Consider the following 25,860-nt stretch of genomic DNA (forward strand, 5'->3'; position numbering starts at 1 on the left):
CGGGGGTGGCGCTGTGGGGGCCGCCACCCACCGGCGGCGCCGTCCGCGGGGCGCGGGGTCGCACCCCTTGGACGGTGCCGCCGCGAGGATCAGCTCGCGTTGAGCGCGAGGGTGGACGGGGTGACGACGTAGTTGGCCGTGTAGGTGACGGCGTCGCCGTTGTTGATCTGGCCCAGGCACAGGCCGCTGACACCGGAGGTGGTCAGCGTGCCGGCGCTGATGGCCAGCGTGTGGGAGGAGTTGGTGTACGTGCCGGTGACGGTGCCGGTGACGGTCGCGACACACGCGCCGGACAGCACCGCGTGGACGCCGGTGATGGAGCCCGGGGTCACACCGCTGGCGGTGGCACCCGTGGCGTTGAGCCCCCACGCGTAGCCGCTGCCCGTCACGCTGAAGGGGATGCCGAGGAGCGTGCACCCGCTCCAGGTGACGCTGCTCAGCGAGGCCACCTGGATCGCCGTCGGCGCGCCCGCGGTGTACGTGCCGTTGACGGCGGTGCCGGAGGCCGAGGAGCTCGTGCACTTGAGCGTGGCACCCGTCTTGGTGTCCACGAGGGTCGGGTTGGCGGCCGTGGCGGTGAACGCGCCGTTGGTGCCGGTGCTCCCGCTGACGGTAGCGGTGCTGACCGAGGCGAACGCCGGGGCGGCGGTGAGGGCGAAGGCCGCGAGGGCGGCCGCTCCGGTGAAGGCCACTCCGGACAGGGTCTTGGACATCGTGCGCATGGGCTGTTCCTTTCGTGGACCGAGGAGTTCGACGTACCTGATAAACCGGGAGTCCTCGCCCTTCGCGCACTTCCGCGCAGGTGGGCGGGGATTTCGGCTGCGACTGCTACCTGGGACGTGGGCACCGATTCCCTCGGGTGCCCTTGCGGTGCTGGACGTTACGCACGGGTAACGGATGGGCGCAACAATGGCGCCCAAGATTCCATGCGGAACCCTACCCTCGGGTAATTTTCTGTCACCGGGGCAACATCGCTCCGCGTCTTTTTGTCGGCGGATGAGCATTCACACCCCGGCCGCGCCCCGCAGCCGCACCCGGGCCCGCGCCACCGCCCGGCGCGCCCGGCGCCCCGCCGGGCCCGGTCCGCCGCCGGGCGCGGAGCCCGGCACCCGCGCGGCCGACAACGTTTCCGTGTCCGTGGTGCTGCGCAGCGTGCACCTTTGGTCTATGTTGCAGCGAGGCCACCGACGCGATGAAGCGGTACGGGAGGGGGGACGGACATGTCCGTCATGCGGCAGGTCACGGACCAGGGGGAGATCGCGGGGCCGATACCACGGGAGTTCGCCGCCATCATGCGCCCGGAAATCCCGAGTCTCTTAAAAGAGATGGCCGCTGAAATCGTCGCAGCGATCCCCGAATACGGGCACCTCCTGGAGGGCCCGAACAGCCGGGTGATCCGCATCGGCATCGAGCAGAGCATCGCCACTTTCGTGGACCGGGTCGCCGCCCCCACCGCCACCACCTCGCTGCGCGACGACCTGTGCCGGCGGTTCGGCCGCTACGAGGCGTACGAGGGCCGCAGCCTCGACAACCTCCAGGCGGCCTACCGGATCGGCTGCCAGGTGGCGCTGCGCCGGGTGCGCGCGGTGGGCCGCCGCTACAACCTGTCGGCGGGCTTCATGCTCACCTTCGCCGACGCCCTCTTCGCGTACATGGGCGATCTGGCCGAACTCTCCCGCGAGGGCTACGTCCAGGCGCTGGCCGAACTCGGCGAGGAGCCCGACAACCGGCGCCGGCGGCTGCTGCGCCGCATTCTCGGCGGCACCGCGGTGGCCCGCAGCGCGCTGGCCGAACTCGCCGAGCACTGCGGCTGGCGGCTGCCGGACCAGATGACCATGGTGGCCATCGCCCCGGGCACCCGGCCGCGCCGCCAGGCCCTGGACCCGGACATGCTCCAGGACTTCGCCGACCCGGAGCCGCACCTGCTGGTGCCGGGCCCGCTGACCGACGAGCGCCGCGCCAGCCTCACCGAGGCGCTGGGCGGCTGCCGGGCGGCGGTCGGGCTCACCACCGGGCTGGGCGAGGCCGCGGACTCGCTGCGCTGGGCCCGGCACACCCTCGCGCTGGCCGGTACCGGCGTCCTGACGGGCGACCCGCTGCTGCTGAGCGAGGACCACCTGCTGCCGCTGTGGCTGCTGGGCGATCCGGCACTGGCCGACCAGATGTCCGCCAAGTACCTCGCGCCGCTGGCCGATCTGACGGCCGCCCAGCGCGCCCGGCTCATCGACACCCTGCGGATCTGGCTGACCACCCGGGGCACCGCGGCGCAGGTCGCCGAGCAGCTCGGCGTGCACCCGCAGACGGTCCGCTACCGGCTGCGCATCCTGGACCGGGCCTTCGGCGACCAGCTCGTCCACCCCGACGAGCGGTTCGCCACCGAGATCGCGTTACGGGCCCTGCACCTGCGCGGCGGCAGCGCCCCCGCCCGCACCCCGCGGCGCCCCGCCCGCCCCCGGGTGCCGAAGACGCGCTGAACCGCGCGCGGTTCGCCCGTCCCGCGCCGCCGCCCACCCCCATCGCGCACAGCCCGCGCACAGCCCGAACGCAGTCCCACGCAGCCCCCACCCGTCGGGTGGGGGCTGCGTGCCGTGCGGGGCGGGTGGTGCGGTTCGCGCTCCGGGTGACCAACAGAAACCAGCAAGACATCGATGATGTGGCGCAAATATCCGATTGCTTGCAGAGATTCCGCAAAGGAACCGCAAGAAACTTGCGATCGTTGTACTAGAATCGACGGCATGACACGACGACTTGCTGAGGTGGCGAAGAAGGTCGGGGTGAGCGAGGCCACCGTCAGCCGGGTGCTGAACGGTAAGCCGGGCGTCTCCGACGCGACCCGGGCCGCGGTCCTCACCGCCCTCGACGTGCTCGGGTACGAACGGCCCACCCAGCTGCGCGGCGAACGCGCCCGGCTGGTCGGCATGGTCATGCCCGAGCTGCAGAACCCGATCTTCCCCGCCTTCGCGGAGGTCGTCGGCGGGGCGCTCGCCCAGCAGGGGTTCACCCCGGTGCTGTGCACCCAGACCGCGGGCGGCGTGTCGGAGGCCGACTACGTGGAACTGCTGCTCCAGCAGCACGTGTCCGGCGTGGTCTTCTTCGGCGGCCTCTACGCCCAGGCCGAGTCGCCGCACGACCACTACGCCCGGCTCGCCGAGCGGAACCTGCCGACGGTGCTGATGAACGCGGCCATCGACCACCTCGACTTCCCCCGGGTGTCGTGCGACGACGGGGTGGCCGTCGAGCAGGCCATGAACCACCTGATCTCGCTCGGCCACCAGCGGATCGCCATGGTGCTGGGCCCGCCGGACCACGTGCCGTCCCGCCGCAAGCTGTCGGCGGCCCGCCGCGTCGACCCCTCGGTGACCGTGGAGCACGCGCTGTTCACCCTGGAGGGCGGCCAGGCCGCGGCCAGCCGGCTGCTGGGGCGCGGCATCACGGCGTTCATCTGCGCCTCCGACCTGCTCGCGCTGGGCACCATCCGGGCCGCGCGGCGCCGCCGGCTGTCGGTGCCGGAGGACGTGTCGGTGATCGGGTACGACGACTCCTCGCTGATGAACTGCACCGAGCCCCCGCTGACCACGGTCCGCCAGCCGATCGAGGCGATGGGACGGGCCGCCGTGGACCTGCTGGCCGGGGAGATCAGCGGAACCCCCGTCGACCACGACGAGCTGTTCTTCGAGCCCGAGTTGGTGGTGCGCGGCTCCACCGGCCCGGCCCGCGACGCCTCCGCCCGCATCCCGCATCCGGACCGCGCCAACGTCTGACCCGCGGGCGTAGGGAGGACGGACCGGCCCGGACACCCGGAGGCCGCGCGCCCCTGGGAGTCCGGGCCCGACGCGGCGCGCCCGCCCGCCCGTTCCGCGAGCCGGCAGCCGCCCCCTCACGGCCCGGGCCCCGGCCGAGCGCCCGCCCCGCCCCCGCGACCCTTCCGTGCCCCCGCCGCCGCACCGGCGGCGGGGGCGCGGCCGCGCCGGGGCCCGGCACCTTCGCGCCCCGCACCCAGCGCCCCGCCAACGGCGTGGCGCCGCCCGCCCAGGCCCGGCCTGAGGCCCCGCCTGAGGCCCCGCCCGAGGCCCACCGAAGCCCCGCCTGAGGCCCGCCCGCGACCCGCCGCCGGCGAGCAAGCAGCCGCAAACGGCCGTACTCCGCGCGCAGGGCGCCCGATGGCAGCGGACAGCAACCGCTTGCGGGCCGCGACAGCCGCCGGCCGTGGCGGGGTGCTGCCGCGAAGCTGCCCGAAATCCGCCGCAACCCACCGCAACCCGCCGTCCACCGCCGCCGCCCGGTGCCGTCCGCATCGCGTTGCGCCGGGCCGCGACACGGCGTCGGAGCGGCCGCCGGGGGTGCGCGGGGGCGGCGGTGGCGGCGTCGGCGCAGGTCGCACGCGGGTGCGTGAACACGCCATGACGTCCGGGGCCGTGGCTCTCCCTCTCGTAACCGAGTCGTGTCTTTGCGAAATTCGCGCGACATCTTGCGGCCATCTATCGGGTTAAGTACGTTGAGCCAACCCGGGACGGCGGCGCGGCAACTGCGCCGGACCGCATGCGCACCCACGTGCCGCGGGGGTCCCAGAACGCAGTCCAAAGACGCGCAGTGGTTCAGGGGAAGGGTTGGAAGATGAGCAGAACCGGCTACCGCCGACTGGTCGCAGTCGCGCTTGTCGCAGGCATCGGGCTGACCGGCGCCGCGTGTTCGAACAGCAAGGGCGGCAACTCCGGCGGCAACTCCGGGGGCGGCAAGGCCGACAAGGCGAGCGCCTCCACCCCCTTGGACCCGAAGACCAAGGTCACCATCAGTGTCGACTGCGAGCCGCCGGTCACCAAGAAGGCGGAGCGCAAGGAGTGGACCGAGGACGTCGCGGCGTTCAACAAGATCTACCCGAACGTCACGATCAAGAGCATCGACACCTACCCCTGCGAGGACACCGACAAGTTCACGGCGCAGCTCCAGGGCAAGACCGAGGCGAACGTCTTCTACAGCTACGTCACCGACCTCAACCAGGTCCTCGACGCCGGCCAGGCCGCGGACATCACGCCGTACGTGACCGCCACGTCGGTGCCCAACCTGCCGAACATCGACAAGGGCGCCCTCGACATCCTCACCGACAGCGGCAAGCTGTACGGCCTGCCGACCACGAACTACTCGATGGGCCTGATCTACAACCGCAAGATCTTCCAGGAGGCGGGGCTCGACCCGAACAGCCCGCCCACCACCTGGGACCAGGTCCGCCAGGACGCCAAGACCATCCAGGACAAGCTCGGCAGCAAGGGCATCCACGGCTTCTTCGAGTACGGCGCCGGCAACCAGGGCGGCTGGCACCTGACCTCCGCGCTGTACGGCGAGGGCAACAGCGTGGTCAGTGCCGACGGCACCAAGGCCACCTTCAACTCGCCCGAGGCGAAGCAGATCCTGCAGACCATCCACGACATGCGCTGGGTCGACCACAGCACGCCGGACAGCCCCGGCAAGGCGTGGGGCGAGAGCCAGAAGGCGATGGGCGCCGGCCAGATCGGCATGTACCTGGCCGCGCCGGACGACATCACGCTGATGGTGCAGCAGTACGGCGGCAACTACGAGGACCTCGGCATGGGCCCGATCCCCGGCGAGAAGACCTCACTGAGCGGCGGCAACGACTACTTCTTCAAGTCGTCCGACACCCCCGACCAGATCAAGGCCGGCATCGCCTGGCTCAACTTCAAGTTCCTCACCAACGGCAAGGGCCAGTTCGACTACGCCCGCACCAAGGCGGACGGCCTGCCGGTCGGCCTGCCGCAGCCGTTCTTCTTCACCGGCCCGGCGAAGGCCACCGACACCGCGGACAAGACCAAGTACGCCACCGTCCCGGTGCAGAACTTCACGTCCTACGTGGACGCGCAGGTGCCGGTGAAGGGCGAGCCGCCGAACGCGCAGAAGCTGTACACCGTCCTCGACACCGTGATGTCGGGCGTGCTGACCAACAAGAACGCGAACATCGACAAGCTGCTGTCCACCGCCGAGGGCCAGGCCAACCAGCTGCTGGCCGCCGGCCAGTAGCCCCTCCCGCCCCGTGGGGGCCGCCGGACCGGCCACGGTCCGGACCGGCCCCACGGGCGCCGGCCGGGCCGCCGCACCGCGCGGGTCCGGCACCGCGCAGGACCCCGCCGCGCGAGAACCGCACCGCGCGAGAACCGCACCGCGCGAGAACCGCACCGCGCGAGAACCGCACAGCACCGCACCACCGACTCCACCGTCGAGGAGCCCCCATGGCGGCGACGACCGTCCCCGAGAAGACCTCCAGGCGCCACCCCGGGCGGCGCCCCGCCGGCCCGCGGTCCACGGCCGCCGGCAGCGGCATGAGCCGCCGGCTGCGCGGCAACATCCAGGCGTACGGCTTCCTGGTCGGCGCCCTCCTGTGCTTCGGGTTCTTCTCCTGGTACCCGATGGTCCGGGAGTTCGTCATGAGCTTCCAGCGCACCCGGCGCGGTGTGACCACCTGGGTGGGCCTGCGGAACTTCAAGACCGTCTACCACGACCCGTACTTCTGGACCGCGTGGCGGAACACCGCGCTGTTCACCCTGTACGCGCTGGTGATCGGCTTCGCGGTGCCGTTCCTGGTGGCGATCCTGCTCAACGAGCTGCGGCACGCCCGCGCCTACCTGCGCGTTCTGGTCTACCTGCCGGTGATGCTGCCGCCGGTGGCCGGCGCGCTGCTCTTCAAGTACTTCTACGACCCGGAGTACGGGCTCTTCAACCACATCCTCAAGGCCGTCCACCTGCCGACCTCGCAGTGGCTGGACTCCCCGCACACCGCGCTCATCTCCGTGGTGATCGCCGCCACCTGGATGAGCATGGGCAGCGCCACCCTGATCTACCTGGCCGCCCTGCAGAACATCCCCGGCGAGCTGTACGAGGCCGCCGACCTCGACGGCGCCGGGCTGCTCCGCAAGATCTGGCACGTCACCGTCCCGCAGACCCGGCTGGTGCTCTCGCTGATGCTGCTGCTCCAGGTCGTGGCCACCATGCAGGAGTTCACCAACGTGTTCCTGATGGCCGGCGGCAACGGCCCGCAGAACTCCACCACCACCGTCGTCTACATGATCTACCAGTACGGATACCACTACGACAATTTCAACGGCGCCGCGGTACTGGGCCTGTTCCTGATGCTGGTGCTGATCTGCTTCTCCGGCCTCTACACCCGGCTCAGCCGGAACAGCGACTAGGGACGGGACTTCGACATGGCTGAGTTCACCCCGCAGACCCGGACGCTGATCTCGTCCGCCGCGCTCTCCCGAGGCAGGGGCAAGGTCGTCTACTGGACGGTCCTGTCCGTCGTGCTGGTGGTCTTCACCCTGGTCTTCATCGGACCGCTGTACTGGATGGCGACCAGCGGCTTCAAGGACGTCCACGAGGTCGTGCACAACCCGCCGACGCTCTTCCCGCACCACGCGCACCCGGCCAACTACAAGACGGCCTGGACCCAGTTGCAACTGGCCAAGCTGCTGTGGAACACGGTGTACTACGCGTTCGGCGCGCTCTTCTTCCAGCTCGTCTTCGACGTGGCGGCCGCGTACGCGCTGTCCAAGCTGCGGCCGGTGCTGGGCAACATCGTGCTCGGCGCGATGCTCATCACGCTGATGATCCCGGCGGCGGTGCTGGTGGTCCCGCAGTACATGACGGTGCTGGACCTGCCGCTGCTGCACGTCAACCTGATCAACCACCCGTGGGCGATCTGGCTGCCCACCGTGGCCAACGGCTTCAACATCTTCCTGCTGAAGCGGTTCTTCGACTCCATACCGGAGGACCTGATGGCGGCCGCGGCCATCGACGGCGCCGGTCCGCTGCGCACCCTGTGGTCGGTGGTCCTGCCGATGTCCCGGCCGATCCTCGGCGTGGTGTCGATCTTCGCCGTGGTGAACGTCTGGAAGGACTTCCTCTGGCCGATGCTGGTGGAGCCCGACCCGACAAAGCAGCCGATCAACATCGGTATCCAGTCGCTCTCGCAGGGTGTGCCGGAGAACGTGCTGATCGCCGCGCTGGCGATCTCCGCGGTGCCGACCCTGCTGATCTTCCTGCTCTTCCAGCGCAACATCATGTCCGGCCTGACCGCGGGCAGCCTCAAGGGCTGATCCCCCGCGGCCACCGCCCGGCGCCCCGGCACCACCGCCGGCGCCCCGCACCCCGGTGGAGCCCGGCCCGGTCCAGCACGCCCCACCCACGAAGCACTCCGCCGCCGGCCTCATCCGACATCCCCGCCAACGGGGCCGGCGGCGGGGTCCCACCTGCCCGAAAGGACGTTGACGTGGCAGACACCCCTCAGCCCGAGGCCGACGAGAACTGGTGGCGCGGCGCGGTCATCTACCAGGTCTATCCGCGGAGTTTCACCGACGGCAACGGCGACGGCACCGGGGACCTCTCCGGTGTGCGCTCCCGGCTGCCGTACCTCGCCGAGCTGGGCGTCGACGCCCTGTGGTTCAACCCCTGGTACCCCTCGCCGATGGCCGACGGCGGCTACGACGTGGCCGACTACCGCGACGTCGAGCCGGTCTTCGGCACCCTCGCGGAGGCCGAGAAGCTGATCTCCGAGGCGCTGGCCCTGGGCATCCGGACGATCATCGACATCGTGCCGAACCACGTCTCGGCCGACCACCCCTGGTTCGGCGAGGCGCTGGCCGGCGGCCCCGGCTCGCCGGCCCGGGAGCGGTTCTGGTTCCGCCCGGGCCGCGGCGAGGGCGGCGAACTGCCGCCGAACAACTGGCCGTCGCAGTTCGGCGGCCCGGCCTGGACCCGGACCGTGGACCCGGACGGCACGCCCGGCGACTGGTTCCTCAACCTCTTCGACTCCCGGCAGCCGGACCTGAACTGGAACCACCCGGACGTGCGGGCCGAGCACGAGGACATCCTGCGGTTCTGGTTCGACCGGGGGGCCGGCGGGGTGCGCATCGACTCGGCGGCGATGGTCTGGAAGGACCCGCTGCTGCCCGACCTCGCCGAGGACCCGTCGGCGGTGCCGCACCCGTACATCGACCACGACGAGCTGCACGACATCTACCGCGGCTGGCGCCGGATCGCCGACTCCTACCCGGGCGGCCGCATCCTGGTCGGCGAGGTGTGGCTGCCGGACGCCGAGCGGTTCGCCCGCTACCTGCGCCCCGACGAGATGCACACCGCCTTCAACTTCGACTTCCTGGCCTGCCCCTGGGAGCCGGCCCGGCTGCGCGCCTCGATCGACACCACGCTGGCCGCGCACGCCCCGGTCAGCGCCCCGGCCACCTGGGTGCTGTGCAACCACGACGTGACCCGCACGGCCACCCGCTACGGCCGGGCCGACACCGGGTTCGACTTCGCCACCAAGGCGTTCGGGGTGCCCACCGACCTGGAGCTGGGCACCCGGCGGGCGCGGGCGGCGGCGCTGCTGACGCTGGCGCTGCCCGGCTCGGTCTACCTCTACCAGGGCGAGGAGCTGGGGCTGCCGGAGGCCGAGGACATCCCGACCGACCGGCTCCAGGACCCGATGTACCTGCGCTCGGGCGGCACCAACCCGGGCCGCGACGGCTGCCGGGTGCCGCTGCCGTGGGCGGGGGACGTGCCCCCGTTCGGCTTCGGCCCGGCGGGGTCGGCCGAGCCGTGGCTGCCGCAGCCGGCGGACTGGGCGGCGCGCACCGCCGAAGCCCAGGCGGCCGACCCGGACTCGATGCTCTCCCTGTACCGGGCCGCGGTACGGCTGCGCGCGGCCGAACCGGGTCTGGGCGACGGCCCCATGGACTGGCTGGACACGCCCCCGGAGGTGCTGGCCTTCCGCCGCGCCGGGGGCTTCGCCTGCGTGGCCAACCTCGCCGCCGACCCTGCCGAACTGCCGCCGCACGCCGAGCTGCTCCTCGCCTCGGGCCCGCTCGCGGAGGACGGCCGCCTCCCCCGGGACACGGCGGTCTGGCTGCGCCTCTGACACCCGCGCCGGAACGCCGGCCGTCCCGTACACCGTCGGCCGGGGCCCCTTCCCCCCGGCCGGCGGTTCGGCGCGCGCGGGGCTCCGGGTCACGCGCCGGGGGCCTGGGTCCCGGGGGCCTGGCGTCCCTGAGTCCCGGCGCGGTGCCCGGGGGCCGCCGAGCCGAGGCTCCGTCGCGCCGCTTCCGTTTCCGACCATCCGTCAGGACAGCCCTCAGGCGGTCGGCTTCACGACCATCTCCCGCATGTCCAACCGGAGTTGAGCACGATACAAGACACCCCCGTATCGAAAAGATGTACGCTGCTTTTCATGGCCGATGATGGGAAAAGCACAAAAAACGTGCCGGGGGCGTCGGCGCACCATGTGCCGGAAGCGATCCACCGGCGCCGCTGGGCGATTCTGACCGTGCTGCTGTTCAGCCTCCTCGTGGTGGTGCTGGACAACTCGATCCTCAACGTGGCGATGAAGACCATCGCCCAGCCCGCTCCGATCGGACTCGGCTCCAGCCAGAGCCAGTTGGAGTGGGCGATCAACTCCTACACGCTGGTCTTCGCCGGACTGCTCTTCACCGCCGGGCTGCTCGGCGACCTGCTGGGCCGCAAGAAGGTGCTGCTCTTCGGCATGTTCGTGTTCGGCGCGGGCTCCGCGCTGTCCGCGTTCGCCGGCTCGTCGGGTGAACTCATCGCCTGGCGCGGCGTGATGGGCCTGGGCGGCGCGTTCATCCTGCCCGCCACGCTGGCGATCATCATGAACGTCTTCGAACGCGACGAGCAGCCGCGCGCGATCGGCATCTGGGCCGGCGTGGTCGGGCTGGCCATCGCGGTCGGCCCGATCACCGGCGGCCTGCTGCTCCAGCACTTCTGGTGGGGCTCGGTCTTCCTGGTGAACGTGCCCATCGTGGCGGCGGGGCTGGTCGCGATGTTCCTGATCGTCCCCGACTCCAAGGACCCGCGTCCGGGGCGGCTGGACCCGGTGGGCGTGGTGCTCTCCATCGCCGGCCTGGTGCTGCTGGTCTACGGCATCATCAAGGGCGGCCAGTACGGCGACTTCACCCGGCCCGAGGTGTGGACCACCTCCGTCGGCGGCGTCGTGGTGCTCGCCGCCTTCGTCTGGTACGAGGCCCGCTGCGACCACCCGGCCCTGGACGTCGGCTACTTCAGGAAGCGGCAGTTCTCCGCCTCCGTCGCCGCCATCGGCCTGGTCTTCTTCTCGCTGATGGGCGTCACCTTCTTCATCGTCTTCTACACCCAGTCGGTGCGCGGCTACAGCGCCCTCCAGTCGGGCCTGCTGCTGCTCCCGCTCGCCGTGGCGCAGATGGTCTTCGCGCCCCGGGCCCGCCTCCTGGTGGACCGGTTCGGCGCCCGCGCGGTGTGCACGGGCGGCATGGCGCTGGTGGGCCTGTCGTTCATCGGCTTCCTGCTGCTCGGCCGGCACACCGGGCTGTGGGTGCTCGAAGTGCTCTTCTTCCTGATGGGCACGGCCATGGCGCACGTGATGCCGCCCGCCACCGTGATGATCATGTCCTCGCTGCCGCGGGAGAAGGCCGGATCGGGCTCCGCGGTCAACAACACCTTCCGGCAGGTCGGCGGCGCCCTCGGCGTGGCCATTCTGGGCTCGCTGATGTCCACGGTCTACCGCGACCAGGTGAAGGGGCACCTCTCCGTGGTGCCCCCGGCCCGGCGGGGCGCGGCGGCCGAGTCGATCGAGGCCACGCTGGGCGCCGCGCAGCGGATGGGCGCGCGCGGCCAGGTGCTGGTGAAGCCGGCCGACGACGCGTTCCTGCACGCTATGCACGTCACGGCGGTCGCCTCCGGCGCGGTGGCGCTGCTGGGCGCCGTGATCGCCCTGGTCTTCCTGCCCGCGAAGCCCCCCGCGGCCCCCACCACGGGCGGCGCGGAGGAGCGGGAGCTGGCCGGTGCGGAGTCGTGAGCGCGCCGGGCACCGGGACGGCGGTACGGCGGGGGCGGCCGCGTGACGCGGCCGTCGACGTCCGCGTCGTCGACACGGTGCTGCGGCTGATCGGCGAGGGCGCCTCGATCGCCGACCTGACGATGGAGGGCATCGCCCGCGAGGCCGGTGTGGCGAAGGCCACGGTCTACCGGCGCTGGGCCGGCAAGGACGCGCTGCTGCTGGACGTGCTGGCCGCGATCGAGCCGCCGCCGGTGGCCCGCCGGTCGGGGTCCCTGCGTGACGACCTGGTGGCCGCCGTGGAGTACATCCGGCTGCGGGGCCTGGCCAAGCGCGAGTCGGGGCTGATGCGCAGCATGATGGCGCAGATGGAGAGCAGCCCCGAGCTGTGGCGGCGGTACCGCGACACGGTGGTGGCGGCCCGGCGGCGGCTGCTCACCGACCTGCTGGCCCGCGGCGTCGCGGAGGGCGGCATCCGCCCGGAGCTGGGCGGCGATCTCGACCTGCTCGCCGACATGGTCGCCGGGCCGGTCCTGGCCCGCGCGACGCTGCGGCCGGACGCGCCGCTTCCGCCGGACCTGGCGGAGCGGGTGGTCGACATCCTGCTCCAGGGCATGCGCCCCCACGACCGGCCTCGCGACTGACCTCGCGACGGGACCCGCGACCGGATTCGCGACCGGTTCGCGACCGGACCCGCGACCGGATTGGCGTCGCCCCCGGACCCCGGCCCCCGCTCGCCGCCTGCCGGGCGGGAACCGGGGGCCGAGGTCCAGGTGCCGGAAGCCGGGGGCCGGGAACCGGGGGCCGAGAAGGGGGGCCGGGCACCGGGGACGGGAACCGGGGCGGACGCGGTCGCTCGGAGGTCGTGACCGGGTGTGTCCGGGTTCTGTCACAGGCGGCCGTTAGCCGCCGCGTCGGGGAACCCTGGCCCCTTCCCGCCCGTCGGTTCACATATCGGCCACATCAGTTCCCTAAGGTCGGAGCAGCAGTACGGTACTGATCACCGGATCGGCCGAGAGGAGACACGGCCGCTCCGAGTGAGCAGGACCGGGCGACGCACCACAGACCCACCACAGACCCACAGCAGACCCACGGCAGACCCACACAACAGACGCACCCGCGGGAGAAGACGGCAGGCAGCCCAGCAGACGATCACACCAGCGCGGACCGCCCGGCCGCCGAGACCACGGGCACGGGCGCACCGCAGCACGGGTGCTCCGCAGCACGGACGGACACGACACCCAGGCATCCGGGCTTTCCGGGGCGGCCCCATCCGCACCGGGTACGAGCACGACGACCGCGAGCGGCATCCGCGGCAGGCAAGGACTCCCCCATGACGCAGGCGCAGAGCAGCACGGACGCGACCACCGGCGGCGGCCTCCCCCCGCAGCGGGGCAGAGCCGCCGGGCGGCGTCTGGGTGCCGCCTTCCTGCGCTGGTGGCGCCCGACGGGCATGTGGCGGCGCGGGATCGCCACCGCGGTGCTGGCCCTCGTCCTCACCGGGCTGCTGGTCTTCCACGCCGACCTGCCCAACCGGGTCGGCAACCTCGGCAGCCTGCTGGAGACGTTCCTGCCGTGGTTCGGGCTCGCCCTGCCGCCGCTGCTGCTCACGGCCGTGCTGCGCCGCTCGGTGACGGCGCTGGTCGCGGTGGTGCTGCCGACCGCGATGTGGCTGAACCTGTTCGGCGGGCTGCTGACGGAGAAGTCCGCGCCCGGCGGCGACCTGACGGTCGTGACCCACAACGTCAACGCGGAGAACCACGACCCGGACGGCACCGCCAAGGACCTCGTCGCCGCCGGCGCCGACGTCGTCGCCCTGGAGGAGCTGCCCGAGGACCAGGTGACCCGGTACGCGCACGACATGGCGGCGGCCTACCCGTACCACTCGGTGCAGGGCACCGTCGGGCTGTGGAGCCGGTACCCGCTGAGCGGGGCGCGGCCGGTGGACATCAAGATGGGCTGGACCCGCGCGATGCGCGCGACGGCGACCACCCCGCACGGCAAGGTCGCCGTCTACGTGGCGCACCTGCCCTCGGTACGGGTCAAGTTCGACGCCGGCTTCACCGCGACGCAGCGCGACGCCGCCGCCGACGCGCTGGGCGAGGCCATCGCCAAGGAGGCGCTGCCGGACGTGGTGCTGCTCGGCGACCTCAACGGCACGATGAACGACCGGGCGCTGGCCTCGGTCACCTCGCAGATGCGCTCCGCCCAGGGCGCGGCCGGCGACGGCATGGGCTTCAGCTGGCCGGCGTCCTTCCCGATGGCCCGGATCGACCAGATCATGGTCAAGGGCATCCAGCCGCGCTCCTCCTGGACCCTCCCCCGCACCGGCAGCGACCACCTTCCCGTCGCCGCCCGCCTCGAACTCCCCTGAGCCGCACGCGTCCTGGGGCCGGGAGGCAGGCCCTGCGGGATCAACCCCCCTCGCGCCAGCGGTTGGTGATGGGCAGGCGGCGGTCCTTGCCGAAGCCCTTCGCGGAGATCTTCGTGCCCGGCGGGTACTGCCGCCGCTTGTACTCGGCGGTGTCGGTGAGCTTCAGCACCCGGGTGACCAGATCCGGGTCGAAGCCGGCGGCGACGATCTCCTCGCGGCCCTGGTCGCGGTCGACGTACAGCTCCAGCACCCGGTCGAGCGCGTCGTAGTCGGGCAGCGAGTCGGTGTCGACCTGGCCGGGGCGCAGTTCGGCGCTGGGCGGCTTGCGGATCGAGTTCTCCGGGATGGGCGGCACCTCGCCGCGCGCCTCGGCGTCGGCGTTGCGCCAGCGGGCCAGGCGGAAGACGGTCGTCTTGTAGACGTCCTTGATGGGACCGTACGCGCCGACGGAGTCGCCGTAGAGGGTGGAGTAGCCCACGGCCAGCTCGCTCTTGTTGCCCGGGGCCAGCACGATCTGGCCCTCCTGGTTGGAGATCGCCATCAGGGTGACCCCGCGCAGCCGGGACTGGAGGTTCTCCTCGGCCAGCCCGGTCAGCCCCAGCCCGGCCATGAACGCGTCGAACGTGTGGGCGATGGGCACGGTCCGGAAGTGCAGCCCGGTACGGCGGGCCAGCTCGGCGGCGTCGTCCTTGGAGTGCTCGGAGGAGTACGAGGAGGGCATCGACACCCCGTACACGTGCTCGGCGCCGATCGCGTCGCAGGCGATGGCGGCCACCAGCGCGGAGTCGATGCCGCCCGAGAGGCCGATCAGCACCGACCGGAGGCCGTTCTTGCGCACGTACGCGCGCAGGCCGGTGACGAGGGCGCCGTACACCTCGGCGTCGTCGGACAGCCGCTCGGCCTGCCCGCCGCGGTGCTCCGCCGGGTAGGGCTCGACGGGGGTCTCGGAGAGCACCACGTGCCGCAGCTCCAGGCCGTCCGCGACCCGTCCGGAGCGCGGCGCGCCGGCGGCGGCCGGCAGGTCCAGGTCGAGCAGCACGCACTCCTCCTCGAACTGCCCGGCCCGCGCGATCACCTCGCCGTCCCGGTCGACGACGATGGTGTCGCCGTCGAAGACCAGCTCGTCCTGGCCGCCGACCATGGCCAGGTAGGCCAGCGTGCAGCCGGCCTCCTGGGCGCGCTTGCGGACCAGCTCCAGCCGGGTGTCGTCCTTGTCCCGCTCGTACGGGGACGCGTTGATCGACAGCAGCAGCCCGGCCCCGGCCTCCCGGGCCCCGGGCACCCGGCCGCCGTCCTGCCACAGGTCCTCGCAGATCGCCAGCGCCACGTCCACGCCGCGCACCCGGACGACGGGCATCGTGTCGCCGGGCACGAAGTACCGGAACTCGTCGAAGACGCCGTAGTTCGGCAGGTGGTGCTTGGCGAAGCGCAGCGCGACCCGGCCGCCGTGCAGTACGGCCGCGCAGTTCTGCGGCGCGCCGGCGGGCTGGCCGTACCGGGGCCGGGCGTTCTCGCTCCGGCCGAGGTAGCCGACGACCACCGGCAGCTCCCCCAGCCCCTCGGCGGCCAGTTCCCCGGCCAGCTCCACGAGCGCGGCGCGGCTGGCCGTGACGAAGGACCCGCGCAGTGCCAGGTCCTCCACCGGGTAGCCGGTGAGCATCATCTCGGGGAACGCCACGAGGTGGGCGCCGCGCCGGGCGGCGTGCCGCGCGCCGCGCAGCACGGCGGCGCGGTTGCCGTCGATGTCGCCCACGGTGGAATCGATCTGGTTCAGTGCGATCCGAAGTTGAGGCACGCCTCCGAGTCTAATCGTCACTCCGACGCGATGTCGTGTCCGGCGGGTTTCCGGCGGGTCACGCGGGCAGGGGCGCCCGTCGGAAGGAGCGGCCGTCGGACAGGGCGGCCGTCGGGCAGGGCCGGCGCCGTCCGACGGTCCGCGGCCGGGCGGTGCCGGACCCGGGCCCGCCCCGCCCCGCCCCGCCCCGGTGGGACCGCTCAGGCCAGCGGCTCGTGGTTGACCCACACCACCTTGTACGGGTGGCGCGCCTGCCAGCGGCCGATGAGCTCGAAGGCCTCGGGTACGGCGAAGGCGGCGTTGAGGGCGTCGATGTCGGCGAGGCCGAGCTGGACGACGGCGGTGGAGACGAACACCGGGGAGTGGTCGTCGCCGGGGACACGGATGTGGCGCCGGGCCGCGAACGTCTGGACGTGGCCTGACCCCGTCATGACGTTCTCGACGTCCTTGAGGTAGGCGTCCAGCTCGCTCTCGGGAATCGGATTGTCGAAGGAAACGATCATCGTGTGGTGAATCATGGCCCCATTGAACTGCCGCTTCTCCCGGCGCGTCCAAGACCGTTCGGCTCTCGTTCCATGACTGAAAGGAATGAATGGACAGCACCCGGACCGGGGACGCCAAGGCGGCCGAGGCATCGCCGTCGTCCGTCGTCACGGCAGTCGTCACGGCAGTCGCCACGGCCGGTCGTCACGGCCGCTCGCGGGCCCCCGCGTCGAGCGCGGCTCCGGCCTCGGCCATGAGTGAGCGCATCCACCGGTGCGCGGGGTCGCTGGTCACCCGGGGGTGCCAGATCATCAGGTAGTCGAAGGCGGCCAGTTCGGCGGGGGCTTCCGCGATCCGCACCGCCGCGTCCTGGTGGGCGGCGGCGAAGCGCCGGGGAAGTACGGCGATCATCCGGTTGCCGCGGACGGCGGCCGCGGCCGCGGCGAAGTACGGGACCGTGAGTCCGGCGGGCGGCCGGACGCCGAGTTGTTCGAGCCGGCTCTGCACGAGCATCTGCTCGCTCTGGAGAGCGGCCACGCCCGCGTGCGGGTAGCTGCCGAGGTCGTCCAGGGTGACGCGGTCGCCGGTCAACGGATGGTCCCGGGCCATCAGGCAGACGTGGTCCTCGGAGAACAGCACCTGGTGCCGGAGCGAGCGGGGCGGCCGGACGGGCAGGAAGGCGAGGTCCACCCGGCCCCGGTCGATGTCGTCGAAGGTCGCCGAGTTCACCGGCTCGACCACCAGGGACATCCCGGGGGCCGCGCCGAAGTACGCCGGGTACAGCAGGTCCGCGAGGACGGCCAGGAAGTAGTCGGAGGCCGCGACGCGGAGGACCCCGACGGCCGTCGCCGGCTGGAACATGTCACCGCTGACCATGGACCGCAGCCTGGGCATGAGTTCGGTCAGCTCGGCCTGGACGGCGCGGGCCCGGGGTGTCAGTACGTAGCCCTGGGCGGTGCGTACGAGCAGGTCGTCGTCGAACGCCGCGCGCAGCCGGGTCAGCGTCCGGCTCATGGCCGGCTGGCTGAGGTGGAAGCGGGCGGCGGCGCGGGACACCTGCCGCTCCTCCAGCAGGACTTCGAGGGCCTTGAGGAGGTTGAGGTCGACGTCTTCAATATGCACGAGACGCATAATAGTCTTGATCAACTTGCATTTGACTGCATGGTGGGCAGCGACGAGAGTCGATCGGGCAGGGGCGGACCCCCTGACGACGAACGCTCACACACAGGGAGATGGCGATGAGTCACGTCCTGCCGGACGCACCGCAGTCGGAGCGAGAGGACCAGGAGACCCCGCCCGCGTACCAGTACTTCAGCGACGGCCAGTGGCTCTCCGCCGAGGCCGGCACCTTCGAGGACCTCGACCCCTGGACGGGTGAGGTCTTCGCCACCGCCGCCCGGTGCGGACGGTCGGAGACCGAGGCCGCCATCGCCGCGGCCGCCCGCGCCTTCCCGGCCTGGGCGCGGACGTCGCCGGCGGAGAAGGCGCGCCTGCTGCGGGCCGCCGCGGCCGTCGTGGAGCGGCGCCGCGAGGAGCTGGCCCTGACCATGGCCAAGGAGACCGGCACCACGCTGCTCAACGGCTACTTCCAGCTCGGCCTGGTCATCCAGCTGATCGAGCAGGCGGCGGGCTGGGTGTACCTGCCGGCCGGCGAGCTCCTGCAGTCCGACTTCCCCGGCACCACGCAGACCGTCGTCCGCCGGCCGCTCGGCGTGGTGGCCAGCTTCACGCCGTGGAACGGCGCGCAGATCCTCGCCTGGCGCGCGGTCCTGTCCCCGCTCGCGGCCGGCAACACCGTCGTCGTCAAGCCCACCGAACTCGCGCCGGTGTCGGCGGGCCTCCAGGTCGCGGAGATCATGGAGGAGGCGGGCTTCCCGCCGGGCGTGATCAACGTGGTGACCCACGGCCCCGGCGAGGCCGGAGCGGTCGCGGACGCGTTCTTCGACAGCCCGGACGTGCGCTGCATCAACTTCATCGGCAGTGTCCCGACCGGGCGGATGCTCGCCGAGCGGGCCGGCCGGACGCTCAAGCGGTCCGTGATGGAGCTCGGCGGATACAACCCGCTGATCGTCCTGGAGGACGCGGACCTGGACTACGCCGTACAGGTCGCCACCTTCAGCGCGTTCTTCCACCAGGGCCAGATCTGCCTCAACGCCCGGAAGATCCTGGTGCACCGCGACATCTACGACGAGTTCGTCGAGCGGCTGGTGGCCAAGGCGGGCACGCTGCGGTCCGGTTCGCCGCTGGACCCGGACACCTTCATCGGCCCGCTGATCACGCCGGACGCCCTGAACCGCGTCGACGAGCGCGTGCGGGACGCCGTCGCCAAGGGAGCCCGGCTGCTGACCGGCGGCACCCACGAAGGCCCGATCTACGCCCCCACCGTGCTGGTGGACGTCCCCCAGGACGCGATCGTGTCGAACGAGGAGACGTTCGGGCCGGTGGTCATCGTCCAGCCCGTCGACAGCGCGGACGAGGCCGTCGAGATCGCCAACCGCCCGCTCTACGGGCTCACCTCGGCGATCCTGTCCGGTGACACGCACCGCGCGGTCCAGCTCTCGGAGCGGATCAAGGCCGGGTCGGTCCGTATCAACCTGCCGACGATCGACGACGAGATCCAGGCCCCGATCGGCGGCGTGCGCGACAGCGGATGGGGCCGTTCCGGACCGCACTCGCTGCACGACTTCACCGACCAGATCGCGATCACCGTCCAGACCGGGCAGCGCCAGCTGCCGCCCTTCTGATAAGGAACCGCGCGATGTACCCAACCAGCAGCGGCCGGCCCGCCGTACGGCGCCGGCTCCCGCCGATCCGCGGCGACGCGGCCTTCCGCGCGGCGGGCACACGATGACGGGCTGGCGCCGCGCCACCGCGGCCGTCGTCGCCTCGCCCGGCGCTCCGTTCCTCGTCGAAGAGGTCGAGATCGGCGCGCCGGCCCCGGATGAGGTCCTGGTCCGGATCGACGCGGTCGGCATCTGCCACGCCGACATCCAGGCCCAGACCGGCGCCGCCCCGGTGCCCACGCCGGTGGTCGCCGGCCACGAGGGCACCGGCACCGTCGAGGAGGTGGGTGCCTCCGTCACCACCTTGCGCCCCGGCGACCGCGTCGTGCTGACCTTCGACTCGTGCGGCCGGTGCGACCGCTGCCAGGCCGGAACGCCCACGCAGTGCCGGGAGTTCGTGGCCCGAAACTTCACCGCGGGGACCCGGCCGGACGGCACCTCCCGGCTCCGCTTCGCGGGCGGTCCGGCGAACGGGAGCTTCTTCGGGCAGTCCGCGCTCGCCACCTACGCGCTCGCCACCGAGCGCAACGCGATCCCGGTCACCACCGGTCTGCCGCCCGAGCTGCTCGCTCCGCTCGGGTGCGCGGTCCAGACGGGCGCGGGCGGTGTGTGGAACGTCCTGGCGCCGCCCCCGGGCGCCCCGGTCGTGGTCTTCGGGGCGGGAGCCGTCGGGCTCTCGGCGGTGATGGCCGCCGCGATCGGCGACCGCGAGGTCGTCGCCGTGGACACCCAGGACTCCCGCCTCGAACTGGCCCGCGAACTGGGTGCCACCGGGACCGTGAACCCGATGACCGACGACCCGGAGCAGGCGATCCGGGACCTGCTCGCCGGCGGGGCCCCGTTCGTCTTCGAGAGCAGCGGCGCGCCCGCGGCGCTGTCGGCCGGCATCCGGGCGCTGGCGCCGGGGGGGACGATCGCCGTCGTGGGGGTGTCCTCGTTCGGCACCACCGTGCCCCTCGACGTCGCCGACCTCGTCAACGACAGCAAGCGGGTGGTCGGTGTCGTGGAGGGAGCCTCGCGCCCCCACGAGTTCCTTCCCCGGCTGGCCGGACTGGTCGAGGACGGGTCCCTCCCGCTGCACAAGCTGGTGTCGACGTTCCCGCTGTCGGACATCGGCGCCGCGATAGCGGCCGTCCACGACGGGCACGTCGTCAAGCCCGTCATCCTTCCCGGCCGCTAGGGCCCGATCCAGGGCCCAGCCCAGGGCCTGCCCCAGGCACTGGTCCAGGCCGCGGAGGAGCCGGTGACGGCCTGATACCCCCGGCACGCTCACGCGTCCCGGGGGTATCAGGCCGTCACCGGAAAGCCGGAGGTCCGGGAAGCGCCGGGTCGGTCAGCCGGCCGCGCGTTCGGCGAGGGGGCGGCGGCGCAGGCCGGCGTCCTGGATAGCGAGCGGCACGTAGTCCTGGTCGAGGGCGCTGACGTCGGTGCCGGGCGGGACGATCTTGTCGACGCGGTCCAGGACCTCGTCGCTGAGGCGGACGTCGAGGCCGGCGAGGAGGTCGTCCAACTGGGCCATGGTGCGCGGTCCGGCGAGCGCGCTGGTGACGCCGGGGTGGGCGATGGTGAAGGCCATGGCGAGGTGGGTCAGGGGCATCCCCGCCTCCTGGGCGAGCGGGATGAGCTGCTCGACGACGTCGATGCGGCGCTCGTCGTTGAGGTGCTTGAAGAAGCCCGCGCGGCTCAGGTCGTTCTCGCTGTTCTTGCGCACGCGGCCGGTGAGCATGCCCTGGCCCAGCGGCCCCCAGGCCATGACGCCCATGCCGTAGCGCTGCGCGACGGGCAGCACCTCGCGCTCGATGCCCCGGTTGAGGATGGAGTAGGGCGGCTGCTCGGTGTGGAAGCGCTCCAGGTTGCGGCGCTCCGCGACCCACTGGGCCTCGACGATGTCGGAGGCGGGGGTGGTGGAGGAGCCGATCGCGCGGACCTTTCCGCTGCGGACCAGGTCCGTGAGCGCGGAGAGGGTCTCCTCGATGTCGGTCGTGGGGTCGAGCCGCTGGACCTGGTAGACGTCGATGTGGTCCGTCCGCAGCCGGCGCAGCGAGTTCTCGACGGCGGTCGTGATCCAGCGCCGGGAGGTGCCCTGGCGGTTGAGCTCCCGGCCCAGGCCGAACTTGGTCGCCAGGACGACGTCGTCACGGCGCCCCTGGAGGGCCTTGCCGACCACTTCCTCGGAGTCACCGTAGGCGTCGGCGGTGTCGACGAAGTTGATGCCGGCGTCCAGCGCCTTGTGGATGATGCGCGCCGACTCCCCGGGTTCGTTGCCCATACGGGTGGCGAACATCAGGGCGCCGAGCGCGTAGGGGCTGACCTTGATGCCGGTGCGGCCCAGGGTGCGGTACTCCATGGGGTCCCTCCAGGGGGTGCGAAGAGCGCGTCCGTGGGATGCTTGACGCTCAACCAAACGGAAACTCTTTCCGGAACTATACGGAAAGCTTTTCCGGTTACGCAACCGGAGCGAACATGACCGAGAAGGGCGGGCCGCCCCGCCGCATACGCGCGGACGCCCAGCGCAACGTGGACGCACTGGTCGAGGCCGCGAAGAAGGTCTTCGACACGACCGGCGTCGACGCGCCCGCGAAGGAGATCACCGACCTGGCCGGAGTCGGCGTCGGGACGCTCTACCGGCACTTCCCCCTGCGCTCGGACCTGGTCAAGGCGGTGGTGGAGAGCGGGATCGACGCCCTCGCCGCCACGGCACCGGGACTGAGCGCCGCCCACGAGCCCGCCGAGGCGCTGGCCGAGTGGCTGCGCCGGTACACCGAGCTGCTGGGGACCAAACGAGGACTGGCCCCGGCCCTGCACTCGGGCGATCCGTCCTACGAAGGGCTGTCCGGCTACTTCCTGGACAAGGTCGGCCCCGTCCTCACGGCGCTGCTCGCCGACGCCGTGGCTGCCGGGACGGTCCGCGACGACGTCAGCGCCCGGGACCTGCTCTACGCCGTCGCCAACCTGTGCATGCCCGTGTCCGGCGAAGGCCCCGACTACAACCACCGCATGGTCGCCGTCCTCATCGACGGACTCCGCACCGCGCGCCCCGGCGTCGCGACCGACCCTTCGCACCGACCCGGCGGGGCGGCATCCCCCTGAGAACCCAACAGCGCGGAGGCCGATGACGGAGGTCCGACGGCGCAGAGTCCCTTGCGGGTCGCTCAGATCGCCGAGATTTCGAGCGGGTTCATGTAGTCGCGGAATCGGGTCACGCGGCCGTCCTGACGCGTGACGAACCAGACGTAGCTCAGGTCGATCGGTGATCCGTCCGCGGAACGGTGATGGCGGGCGACCGCCTCGACGATCAGATCGTCGCCGCTCTCGTAGGCGCGGACCTCCGTGAGCGAGCCGTAGCGGAGCTGACCGCCGTCGAGCAGGCCACGCAGGAAGGTGTCGATCTCCTCGCGGCCCTCCAGCCGCACCGGGCCGGCGGGGGTGAAGGGAATCTCGTAGAGCGCGTCCGGAGCGAAGATCGACGTGAAGCCGTCGAGATCGTCGGCCCAGAGCGAGTCGAGTGCGCGGGAGAACCACGAGGGCAGGGTGGATGATGAGGTCATTACGTCTCCAGTGAGGTGTTCGACCCGTGTGTCCTGAAGAGCCTAACACCATTACGGACCACCAGTCCGAAAATAGGGAGCGGAGGCGCGGCCGCCCTCCGACCTCGCCCGAGGTGGTACTCAAGGCCGCGGACAAGCTCTTCGCGCGAGCCGACGTCAGCAGCGTCTCCATGGATGACATCGCGGCGGAGGCACAGGTCGGGAAGGGAACGGTCTTCCGGCTCTTCGGCAGTCGCGACGGCCTGCTGGACGCGCTGTGGGCCACGAAGGCCCAGGACCTGCGGGACCAGGCGGAGAGCGGCCCCCCACCGCTCGGCCCCGGGGCGCCCGCGCGGGACCGAGCCGTCGCGTTCCTCGACGCGGTGCTCACCTTCAAGCTCGACAACGGCAACCTGCTGAGAGCTCGCGAAGCGACGGCTTCCGGGCTGCTGCAAAGCGAGCAGTACCGGTGGATGAGGGACCTGCTGGCGCGGACAGCGATGGAGGCCCTCCCCACCCTGACAGCCGAGGACGCCGCATACCTGGCGCACATCCTGCTGGCCGCCGTGCACATCGACCTGGTCGACGAACTCCTGGCGTCCGGACAGACGCCCTCCGCGATCCGCCGCATCCAACGAGCACACGTACGCGCCGTCCTGAGCAGCGAACTCGGCTAGTGCCGCGACCGGCACGGTTCGCCCGGCAGCGAGGTGTCCTGGTGCGGTCGGCCGCAAGGCGCCGAACCGGCCTCGTCGTGGGCCTGCTCGGCCGGTACGGCAACGCGGCGGACGGCCGTGCCAGGACGGCGAGCGGGGCGCACCCTGCCGGGAGCGGCACTGGAGCCCCCGGTTCCGTCCGGCCGCCGGCGGGACCAGAGGGCGACGCCCGCGACATGGAGTCCGGCCGACCGAGTGGTGGCGTTCTTCTCGCAGCGGGCGGCGCCTCGCCGCCGCCTCAGACGGCGCGGACCGGCGCGGGGCCGTAGGACGGGTCGGTCAACTGCCAGGTGTGCGCGCCCGGGTGGTCGGCGAACTCGCAACAGGGCGCGGCCTCCGGGACGGGACCGACGGCCGCGCAGTCGCGGAGCACGGTGAGCGCGGCGGGCGGGCACCCCCGCGTCCACGCGGCCCACAACGCGCCCGCGTCGCCGTCGAGTTCCATCACGAACGCGTGGTGGTCGCCGGTGGCGTGGCCCTCCAGCGTGCACCGCAGGCGCCGCTCCACGTCCTCGGGCCGGGCCGTTCCGGACGCGAACCGCAGCGCCGCGTCGAGCAGTCGGAGCGGGAGGCCGACGCGCTCACCGCACACGGCCCGCGCCCCGGCGACCCGCATCTCGACCCACACGTCCTTGCCCGTCGCCGTGGGAACGGCGCCCCACACCTCGGCCATCCCCTGGAGGACCAGCAGCCCCCGCCCGCCCTCCGCGTCCCAGTCGGGCTCCCGCATCCGCGGCAGGACCGGACTGCTGTCGCTCACGGTCACCCGGACCCCGTCGGCCTGCCGCTGGAGCGTGAGCACGCACTCCGGCGATCCGGTGTGCTTCCCGACGTTCGACAGCAACTCGGAGACGCACAGCGCGACATCGCCCGCCAGCTCCGCGAAGCCCCACAGCCGGGTGTACGCGTCAGCGGTATGGCGCAGCTCCGCGACGGCTTCGGGGACGGCGACGACTTCCCGCCGGAACCGTGGATGACCTGCCTGTGCCCTGGGGTTCATGGATTCTCCAGCGCCGATCACGGCGCGCACGAAGGGTCGACAGCACGTCACGCAACACGTGCTGTGAGTCACGGCAAGGATGGTGCCGCGCCCGCAGTCACTTAGGCAAGTATTCCTAGGAACTTTCACCTTCGAGGTTGAAGTTGGACAGAATCCGTTGCGGAGGACAGTGCGCGAACACCACCATGTCTCCATGCCACAAGACGAGATGCCCACGATGCGCAGCCGCCGATTGGGCGGGGAACTGCGCCGGCTCCGCCTCAAGTGCGGTCTCGGCGTGCGGGATGCCGCCGAGGCGTTGGAGTGCGGCCAACCCAAGATCAGCCAGATCGAGAACGGCAACCGCGGCATCAGACCGCTCGATCTCACGACGCTGCTGAACCTTTACGGCGTCGAGGACGAGCAGTACCGGGCGGCCATGCGAAGGCTGGCCAAGGAGATCCACAAGGTCGACTGGTGGAGCGGCCAGGGCCCGGTGCTCCACAGCGCCCTACGCGACTATCTGACTCTGGAAGCCGACTCCAAGCTGGTGCGTGACTACGAACACGCCGTCATTCCAGGTGTTCTACAGACCGAGGCCTACATGCGGCATCTGTTCTCCATGGCGCTGCCGCCAGAGAAGGTCGAACCGATGGTTGAGGCGCGGATGAAGCGCAAGGAACTCCTCGAAGACCGCCACGGTTTCAGGCTGCGGGCGGTCATCGACGTGCCCGCACTCCACAGGATCAGCGCGGGTCCGGAGGTACGACGCGACCAGTTGAAGCACTTGGACGAAGTGGGCCAGCGTCCCAACGTGACCATCCAGGTATTGCCGCTGGAGACCACACTGCCGATGGAGGCGTACGGGCCCTTCACGCTGTTCACGATGCGCGACGATCCCCCGGCGGACTATGTGTGGTTGGAGCACATCACGGGTGGTACGTTGCTTGAGCGGCCGGTCGACGTCCAGGCATACGTCAAGGTGTGGGACGAGATGACGGCCGCCGCTCTGTCCCCTTCCGCGTCGCAGCAACACCTCCGTGATCTCCTCAAGGAATACGCCGCACATGACCCAGGAGTCAGCACCACGCATCACCCCGAGCGGGTTGGGGGGCGCGCTGTGGCGAACGAGTAGCTACAGCGGAAGCAACAACAACTGCGTCGAGCACGCCCAACTCGCCGACGGCCGCCAGGCCGTCCGCGACACCAAGGACCGCGAGAGCGGCGCCCTGGTCTTCGACGCCGACTCCTGGCAGCACTTCCTCACCGCTGTCCGCGAGGGCACCTTCGACATCTGACGTCCCGCACCCTCGTGGGGTTGAACGTCGAGATGCGCGGTCACAGGCGGTCATCAGCAGCAGCAACCCTAAGAGAAG

General features: G+C 71.8%; 22 protein-coding genes. 15 read left to right on the forward strand and 7 right to left on the reverse strand.

Annotation, left to right across the window (positions count from 1 at the left end; translation table 11 throughout):
- Nucleotides 1-89 precede the first annotated feature (89 nt).
- Complete coding sequence (locus tag BS72_RS03720; RefSeq protein ID WP_037906352.1) at nt 90-722, reverse strand: hypothetical protein; 633 nt, start codon at nt 720-722, stop codon at nt 90-92.
- Nucleotides 723-1,220: 498 nt separating this feature from the next.
- Here BS72_RS03720 and BS72_RS03725 point away from each other — a divergent pair, with 498 nt between their 5' ends.
- The 9 genes from BS72_RS03725 to BS72_RS03765 all read left to right on the forward strand — a co-directional run bounded on the left by BS72_RS03725 (nt 1,221) and on the right by BS72_RS03765 (nt 14,201).
- Nucleotides 1,221-2,474 carry a helix-turn-helix domain-containing protein gene (locus BS72_RS03725; RefSeq protein WP_051950622.1) on the forward strand — a complete coding sequence of 418 codons (1,254 nt, stop codon included), beginning with the start codon at nt 1,221-1,223 and terminating at the stop codon, nt 2,472-2,474.
- Between the two features lie 261 nt (nt 2,475-2,735).
- Nucleotides 2,736-3,761, forward strand: coding sequence for a LacI family DNA-binding transcriptional regulator (locus tag BS72_RS03730; RefSeq protein ID WP_078900982.1), 1,026 nt, complete (start codon nt 2,736-2,738; stop codon nt 3,759-3,761).
- 853 nt (nt 3,762-4,614) lie between these two features.
- Complete coding sequence (locus tag BS72_RS03735) at nt 4,615-6,030, forward strand: ABC transporter substrate-binding protein (protein ID WP_037906356.1); 1,416 nt, start codon at nt 4,615-4,617, stop codon at nt 6,028-6,030.
- A gap of 209 nt (nt 6,031-6,239) precedes the next feature.
- A complete protein-coding gene (locus BS72_RS03740) occupies nt 6,240-7,196 on the forward strand; it encodes a carbohydrate ABC transporter permease (RefSeq protein WP_037906358.1) in 957 nt (318 codons plus the stop codon).
- A gap of 15 nt (nt 7,197-7,211) precedes the next feature.
- Nucleotides 7,212-8,102: a carbohydrate ABC transporter permease gene (locus BS72_RS03745; protein WP_037906362.1), complete on the forward strand. Its 891-nt coding sequence runs from the start codon at nt 7,212-7,214 to the stop codon at nt 8,100-8,102.
- 173 nt (nt 8,103-8,275) lie between these two features.
- A complete protein-coding gene (locus BS72_RS03750; RefSeq protein WP_037906365.1) occupies nt 8,276-9,919 on the forward strand; it encodes a glycoside hydrolase family 13 protein in 1,644 nt (547 codons plus the stop codon).
- Between the two features lie 309 nt (nt 9,920-10,228).
- Nucleotides 10,229-11,848: an MFS transporter gene (locus BS72_RS03755; protein WP_051950624.1), complete on the forward strand. Its 1,620-nt coding sequence runs from the start codon at nt 10,229-10,231 to the stop codon at nt 11,846-11,848.
- Nucleotides 11,845-12,471: a TetR/AcrR family transcriptional regulator gene (locus BS72_RS03760; RefSeq protein ID WP_037906371.1), complete on the forward strand. Its 627-nt coding sequence runs from the start codon at nt 11,845-11,847 to the stop codon at nt 12,469-12,471. The genes BS72_RS03755 and BS72_RS03760 overlap by 4 nt, the downstream gene beginning before the upstream one ends.
- An 809-nt stretch (nt 12,472-13,280) precedes the next feature.
- Nucleotides 13,281-14,201, forward strand: coding sequence for an endonuclease/exonuclease/phosphatase family protein (locus BS72_RS03765; protein ID WP_063835990.1), 921 nt, complete (start codon nt 13,281-13,283; stop codon nt 14,199-14,201).
- 40 nt (nt 14,202-14,241) lie between these two features.
- Here the strand turns inward: BS72_RS03765 and BS72_RS03770 are convergent, their stop codons facing one another.
- The 3 genes from BS72_RS03770 to BS72_RS03780 form a co-directional block, all read right to left on the reverse strand.
- Complete coding sequence (locus tag BS72_RS03770; protein WP_037906374.1) at nt 14,242-15,996, reverse strand: NAD+ synthase; 1,755 nt, start codon at nt 15,994-15,996, stop codon at nt 14,242-14,244.
- 200 nt (nt 15,997-16,196) lie between these two features.
- Nucleotides 16,197-16,514, reverse strand: a complete 318-nt coding sequence (locus tag BS72_RS03775) for a hypothetical protein (RefSeq protein ID WP_037906376.1) — start codon at nt 16,512-16,514, stop codon at nt 16,197-16,199.
- Between the two features lie 169 nt (nt 16,515-16,683).
- Nucleotides 16,684-17,601, reverse strand: coding sequence for a LysR family transcriptional regulator (locus tag BS72_RS03780; protein ID WP_198545745.1), 918 nt, complete (start codon nt 17,599-17,601; stop codon nt 16,684-16,686).
- Nucleotides 17,602-17,717: 116 nt separating this feature from the next.
- Between BS72_RS03780 and BS72_RS03785 the strand changes: the two genes are divergently transcribed.
- A complete protein-coding gene (locus BS72_RS03785) occupies nt 17,718-19,223 on the forward strand; it encodes an aldehyde dehydrogenase family protein (RefSeq protein ID WP_037906380.1) in 1,506 nt (501 codons plus the stop codon).
- Nucleotides 19,224-19,326: 103 nt separating this feature from the next.
- Nucleotides 19,327-20,442, forward strand: coding sequence for an NAD(P)-dependent alcohol dehydrogenase (locus tag BS72_RS03790; protein ID WP_037906383.1), 1,116 nt, complete (start codon nt 19,327-19,329; stop codon nt 20,440-20,442).
- A 153-nt stretch (nt 20,443-20,595) separates the two neighbouring features.
- Here BS72_RS03790 and BS72_RS03795 read toward each other — a convergent pair whose 3' ends face one another.
- Nucleotides 20,596-21,609, reverse strand: a complete 1,014-nt coding sequence (locus BS72_RS03795; RefSeq protein WP_037906384.1) for an aldo/keto reductase — start codon at nt 21,607-21,609, stop codon at nt 20,596-20,598.
- Between the two features lie 116 nt (nt 21,610-21,725).
- Between BS72_RS03795 and BS72_RS03800 the strand changes: the two genes are divergently transcribed.
- Entirely contained in the window at nt 21,726-22,352 is a 627-nt protein-coding gene (locus BS72_RS03800) for a TetR/AcrR family transcriptional regulator (protein WP_051950627.1), read from the forward strand.
- A gap of 62 nt (nt 22,353-22,414) precedes the next feature.
- Here BS72_RS03800 and BS72_RS03805 read toward each other — a convergent pair whose 3' ends face one another.
- Nucleotides 22,415-22,810, reverse strand: coding sequence for a nuclear transport factor 2 family protein (locus tag BS72_RS03805; RefSeq protein WP_037906386.1), 396 nt, complete (start codon nt 22,808-22,810; stop codon nt 22,415-22,417).
- 113 nt (nt 22,811-22,923) lie between these two features.
- Between BS72_RS03805 and BS72_RS03810 the strand changes: the two genes are divergently transcribed.
- Entirely contained in the window at nt 22,924-23,466 is a 543-nt protein-coding gene (locus BS72_RS03810) for a TetR/AcrR family transcriptional regulator (RefSeq protein WP_107498662.1), read from the forward strand.
- A gap of 277 nt (nt 23,467-23,743) precedes the next feature.
- On the opposite strand, the gene BS72_RS33045 is transcribed toward BS72_RS03810, so the two are convergent.
- Nucleotides 23,744-24,505 carry an ATP-binding protein gene (locus tag BS72_RS33045; RefSeq protein ID WP_063835952.1) on the reverse strand — a complete coding sequence of 254 codons (762 nt, stop codon included), beginning with the start codon at nt 24,503-24,505 and terminating at the stop codon, nt 23,744-23,746.
- A 193-nt stretch (nt 24,506-24,698) separates the two neighbouring features.
- Between BS72_RS33045 and BS72_RS03820 the strand changes: the two genes are divergently transcribed.
- Together BS72_RS03820 and BS72_RS03825 are read left to right on the forward strand one after the other, a co-directional pair.
- Nucleotides 24,699-25,619 carry a helix-turn-helix domain-containing protein gene (locus tag BS72_RS03820; protein ID WP_078900983.1) on the forward strand — a complete coding sequence of 307 codons (921 nt, stop codon included), beginning with the start codon at nt 24,699-24,701 and terminating at the stop codon, nt 25,617-25,619.
- Nucleotides 25,591-25,782, forward strand: coding sequence for a DUF397 domain-containing protein (locus BS72_RS03825; protein ID WP_407638921.1), 192 nt, complete (start codon nt 25,591-25,593; stop codon nt 25,780-25,782). The genes BS72_RS03820 and BS72_RS03825 overlap by 29 nt, the downstream gene beginning before the upstream one ends.
- The last annotated feature ends 78 nt before the right edge of the window (nt 25,783-25,860 follow it).

The organism is Actinacidiphila yeochonensis CN732 (genome assembly GCF_000745345.1).
Lineage (GTDB): Bacteria > Actinomycetota > Actinomycetes > Streptomycetales > Streptomycetaceae > Actinacidiphila > Actinacidiphila yeochonensis.

What these genes read in the sequence shown, in the direction of transcription:
- BS72_RS03740 (WP_037906358.1), top strand. Translation starts at nt 6,240, where the DNA reads ATGGCGGCGACGACCGTCCCCGAGAAGACCTCCAGGCGCCACCCCGGG.
- BS72_RS03755 (WP_051950624.1), top strand. Translation starts at nt 10,229, where the DNA reads ATGGCCGATGATGGGAAAAGCACAAAAAACGTGCCGGGGGCGTCGGCG.
- BS72_RS03765 (WP_063835990.1), top strand. Translation starts at nt 13,281, where the DNA reads ATGTGGCGGCGCGGGATCGCCACCGCGGTGCTGGCCCTCGTCCTCACC.
- BS72_RS03725 (WP_051950622.1), top strand. Translation starts at nt 1,221, where the DNA reads ATGTCCGTCATGCGGCAGGTCACGGACCAGGGGGAGATCGCGGGGCCG.
- BS72_RS03800 (WP_051950627.1), top strand. Translation starts at nt 21,726, where the DNA reads ATGACCGAGAAGGGCGGGCCGCCCCGCCGCATACGCGCGGACGCCCAG.
- BS72_RS03785 (WP_037906380.1), top strand. Translation starts at nt 17,718, where the DNA reads ATGAGTCACGTCCTGCCGGACGCACCGCAGTCGGAGCGAGAGGACCAG.
- BS72_RS03795 (WP_037906384.1), bottom strand. Translation starts at nt 21,609, where the DNA reads ATGGAGTACCGCACCCTGGGCCGCACCGGCATCAAGGTCAGCCCCTAC.
- BS72_RS03730 (WP_078900982.1), top strand. Translation starts at nt 2,736, where the DNA reads ATGACACGACGACTTGCTGAGGTGGCGAAGAAGGTCGGGGTGAGCGAG.
- BS72_RS03745 (WP_037906362.1), top strand. Translation starts at nt 7,212, where the DNA reads ATGGCTGAGTTCACCCCGCAGACCCGGACGCTGATCTCGTCCGCCGCG.
- BS72_RS03805 (WP_037906386.1), bottom strand. Translation starts at nt 22,810, where the DNA reads ATGACCTCATCATCCACCCTGCCCTCGTGGTTCTCCCGCGCACTCGAC.
- BS72_RS33045 (WP_063835952.1), bottom strand. Translation starts at nt 24,505, where the DNA reads ATGAACCCCAGGGCACAGGCAGGTCATCCACGGTTCCGGCGGGAAGTC.
- BS72_RS03735 (WP_037906356.1), top strand. Translation starts at nt 4,615, where the DNA reads ATGAGCAGAACCGGCTACCGCCGACTGGTCGCAGTCGCGCTTGTCGCA.
- BS72_RS03790 (WP_037906383.1), top strand. Translation starts at nt 19,327, where the DNA reads ATGACGGGCTGGCGCCGCGCCACCGCGGCCGTCGTCGCCTCGCCCGGC.
- BS72_RS03820 (WP_078900983.1), top strand. Translation starts at nt 24,699, where the DNA reads ATGCCACAAGACGAGATGCCCACGATGCGCAGCCGCCGATTGGGCGGG.
- BS72_RS03720 (WP_037906352.1), bottom strand. Translation starts at nt 722, where the DNA reads ATGCGCACGATGTCCAAGACCCTGTCCGGAGTGGCCTTCACCGGAGCG.
- BS72_RS03775 (WP_037906376.1), bottom strand. Translation starts at nt 16,514, where the DNA reads ATGATTCACCACACGATGATCGTTTCCTTCGACAATCCGATTCCCGAG.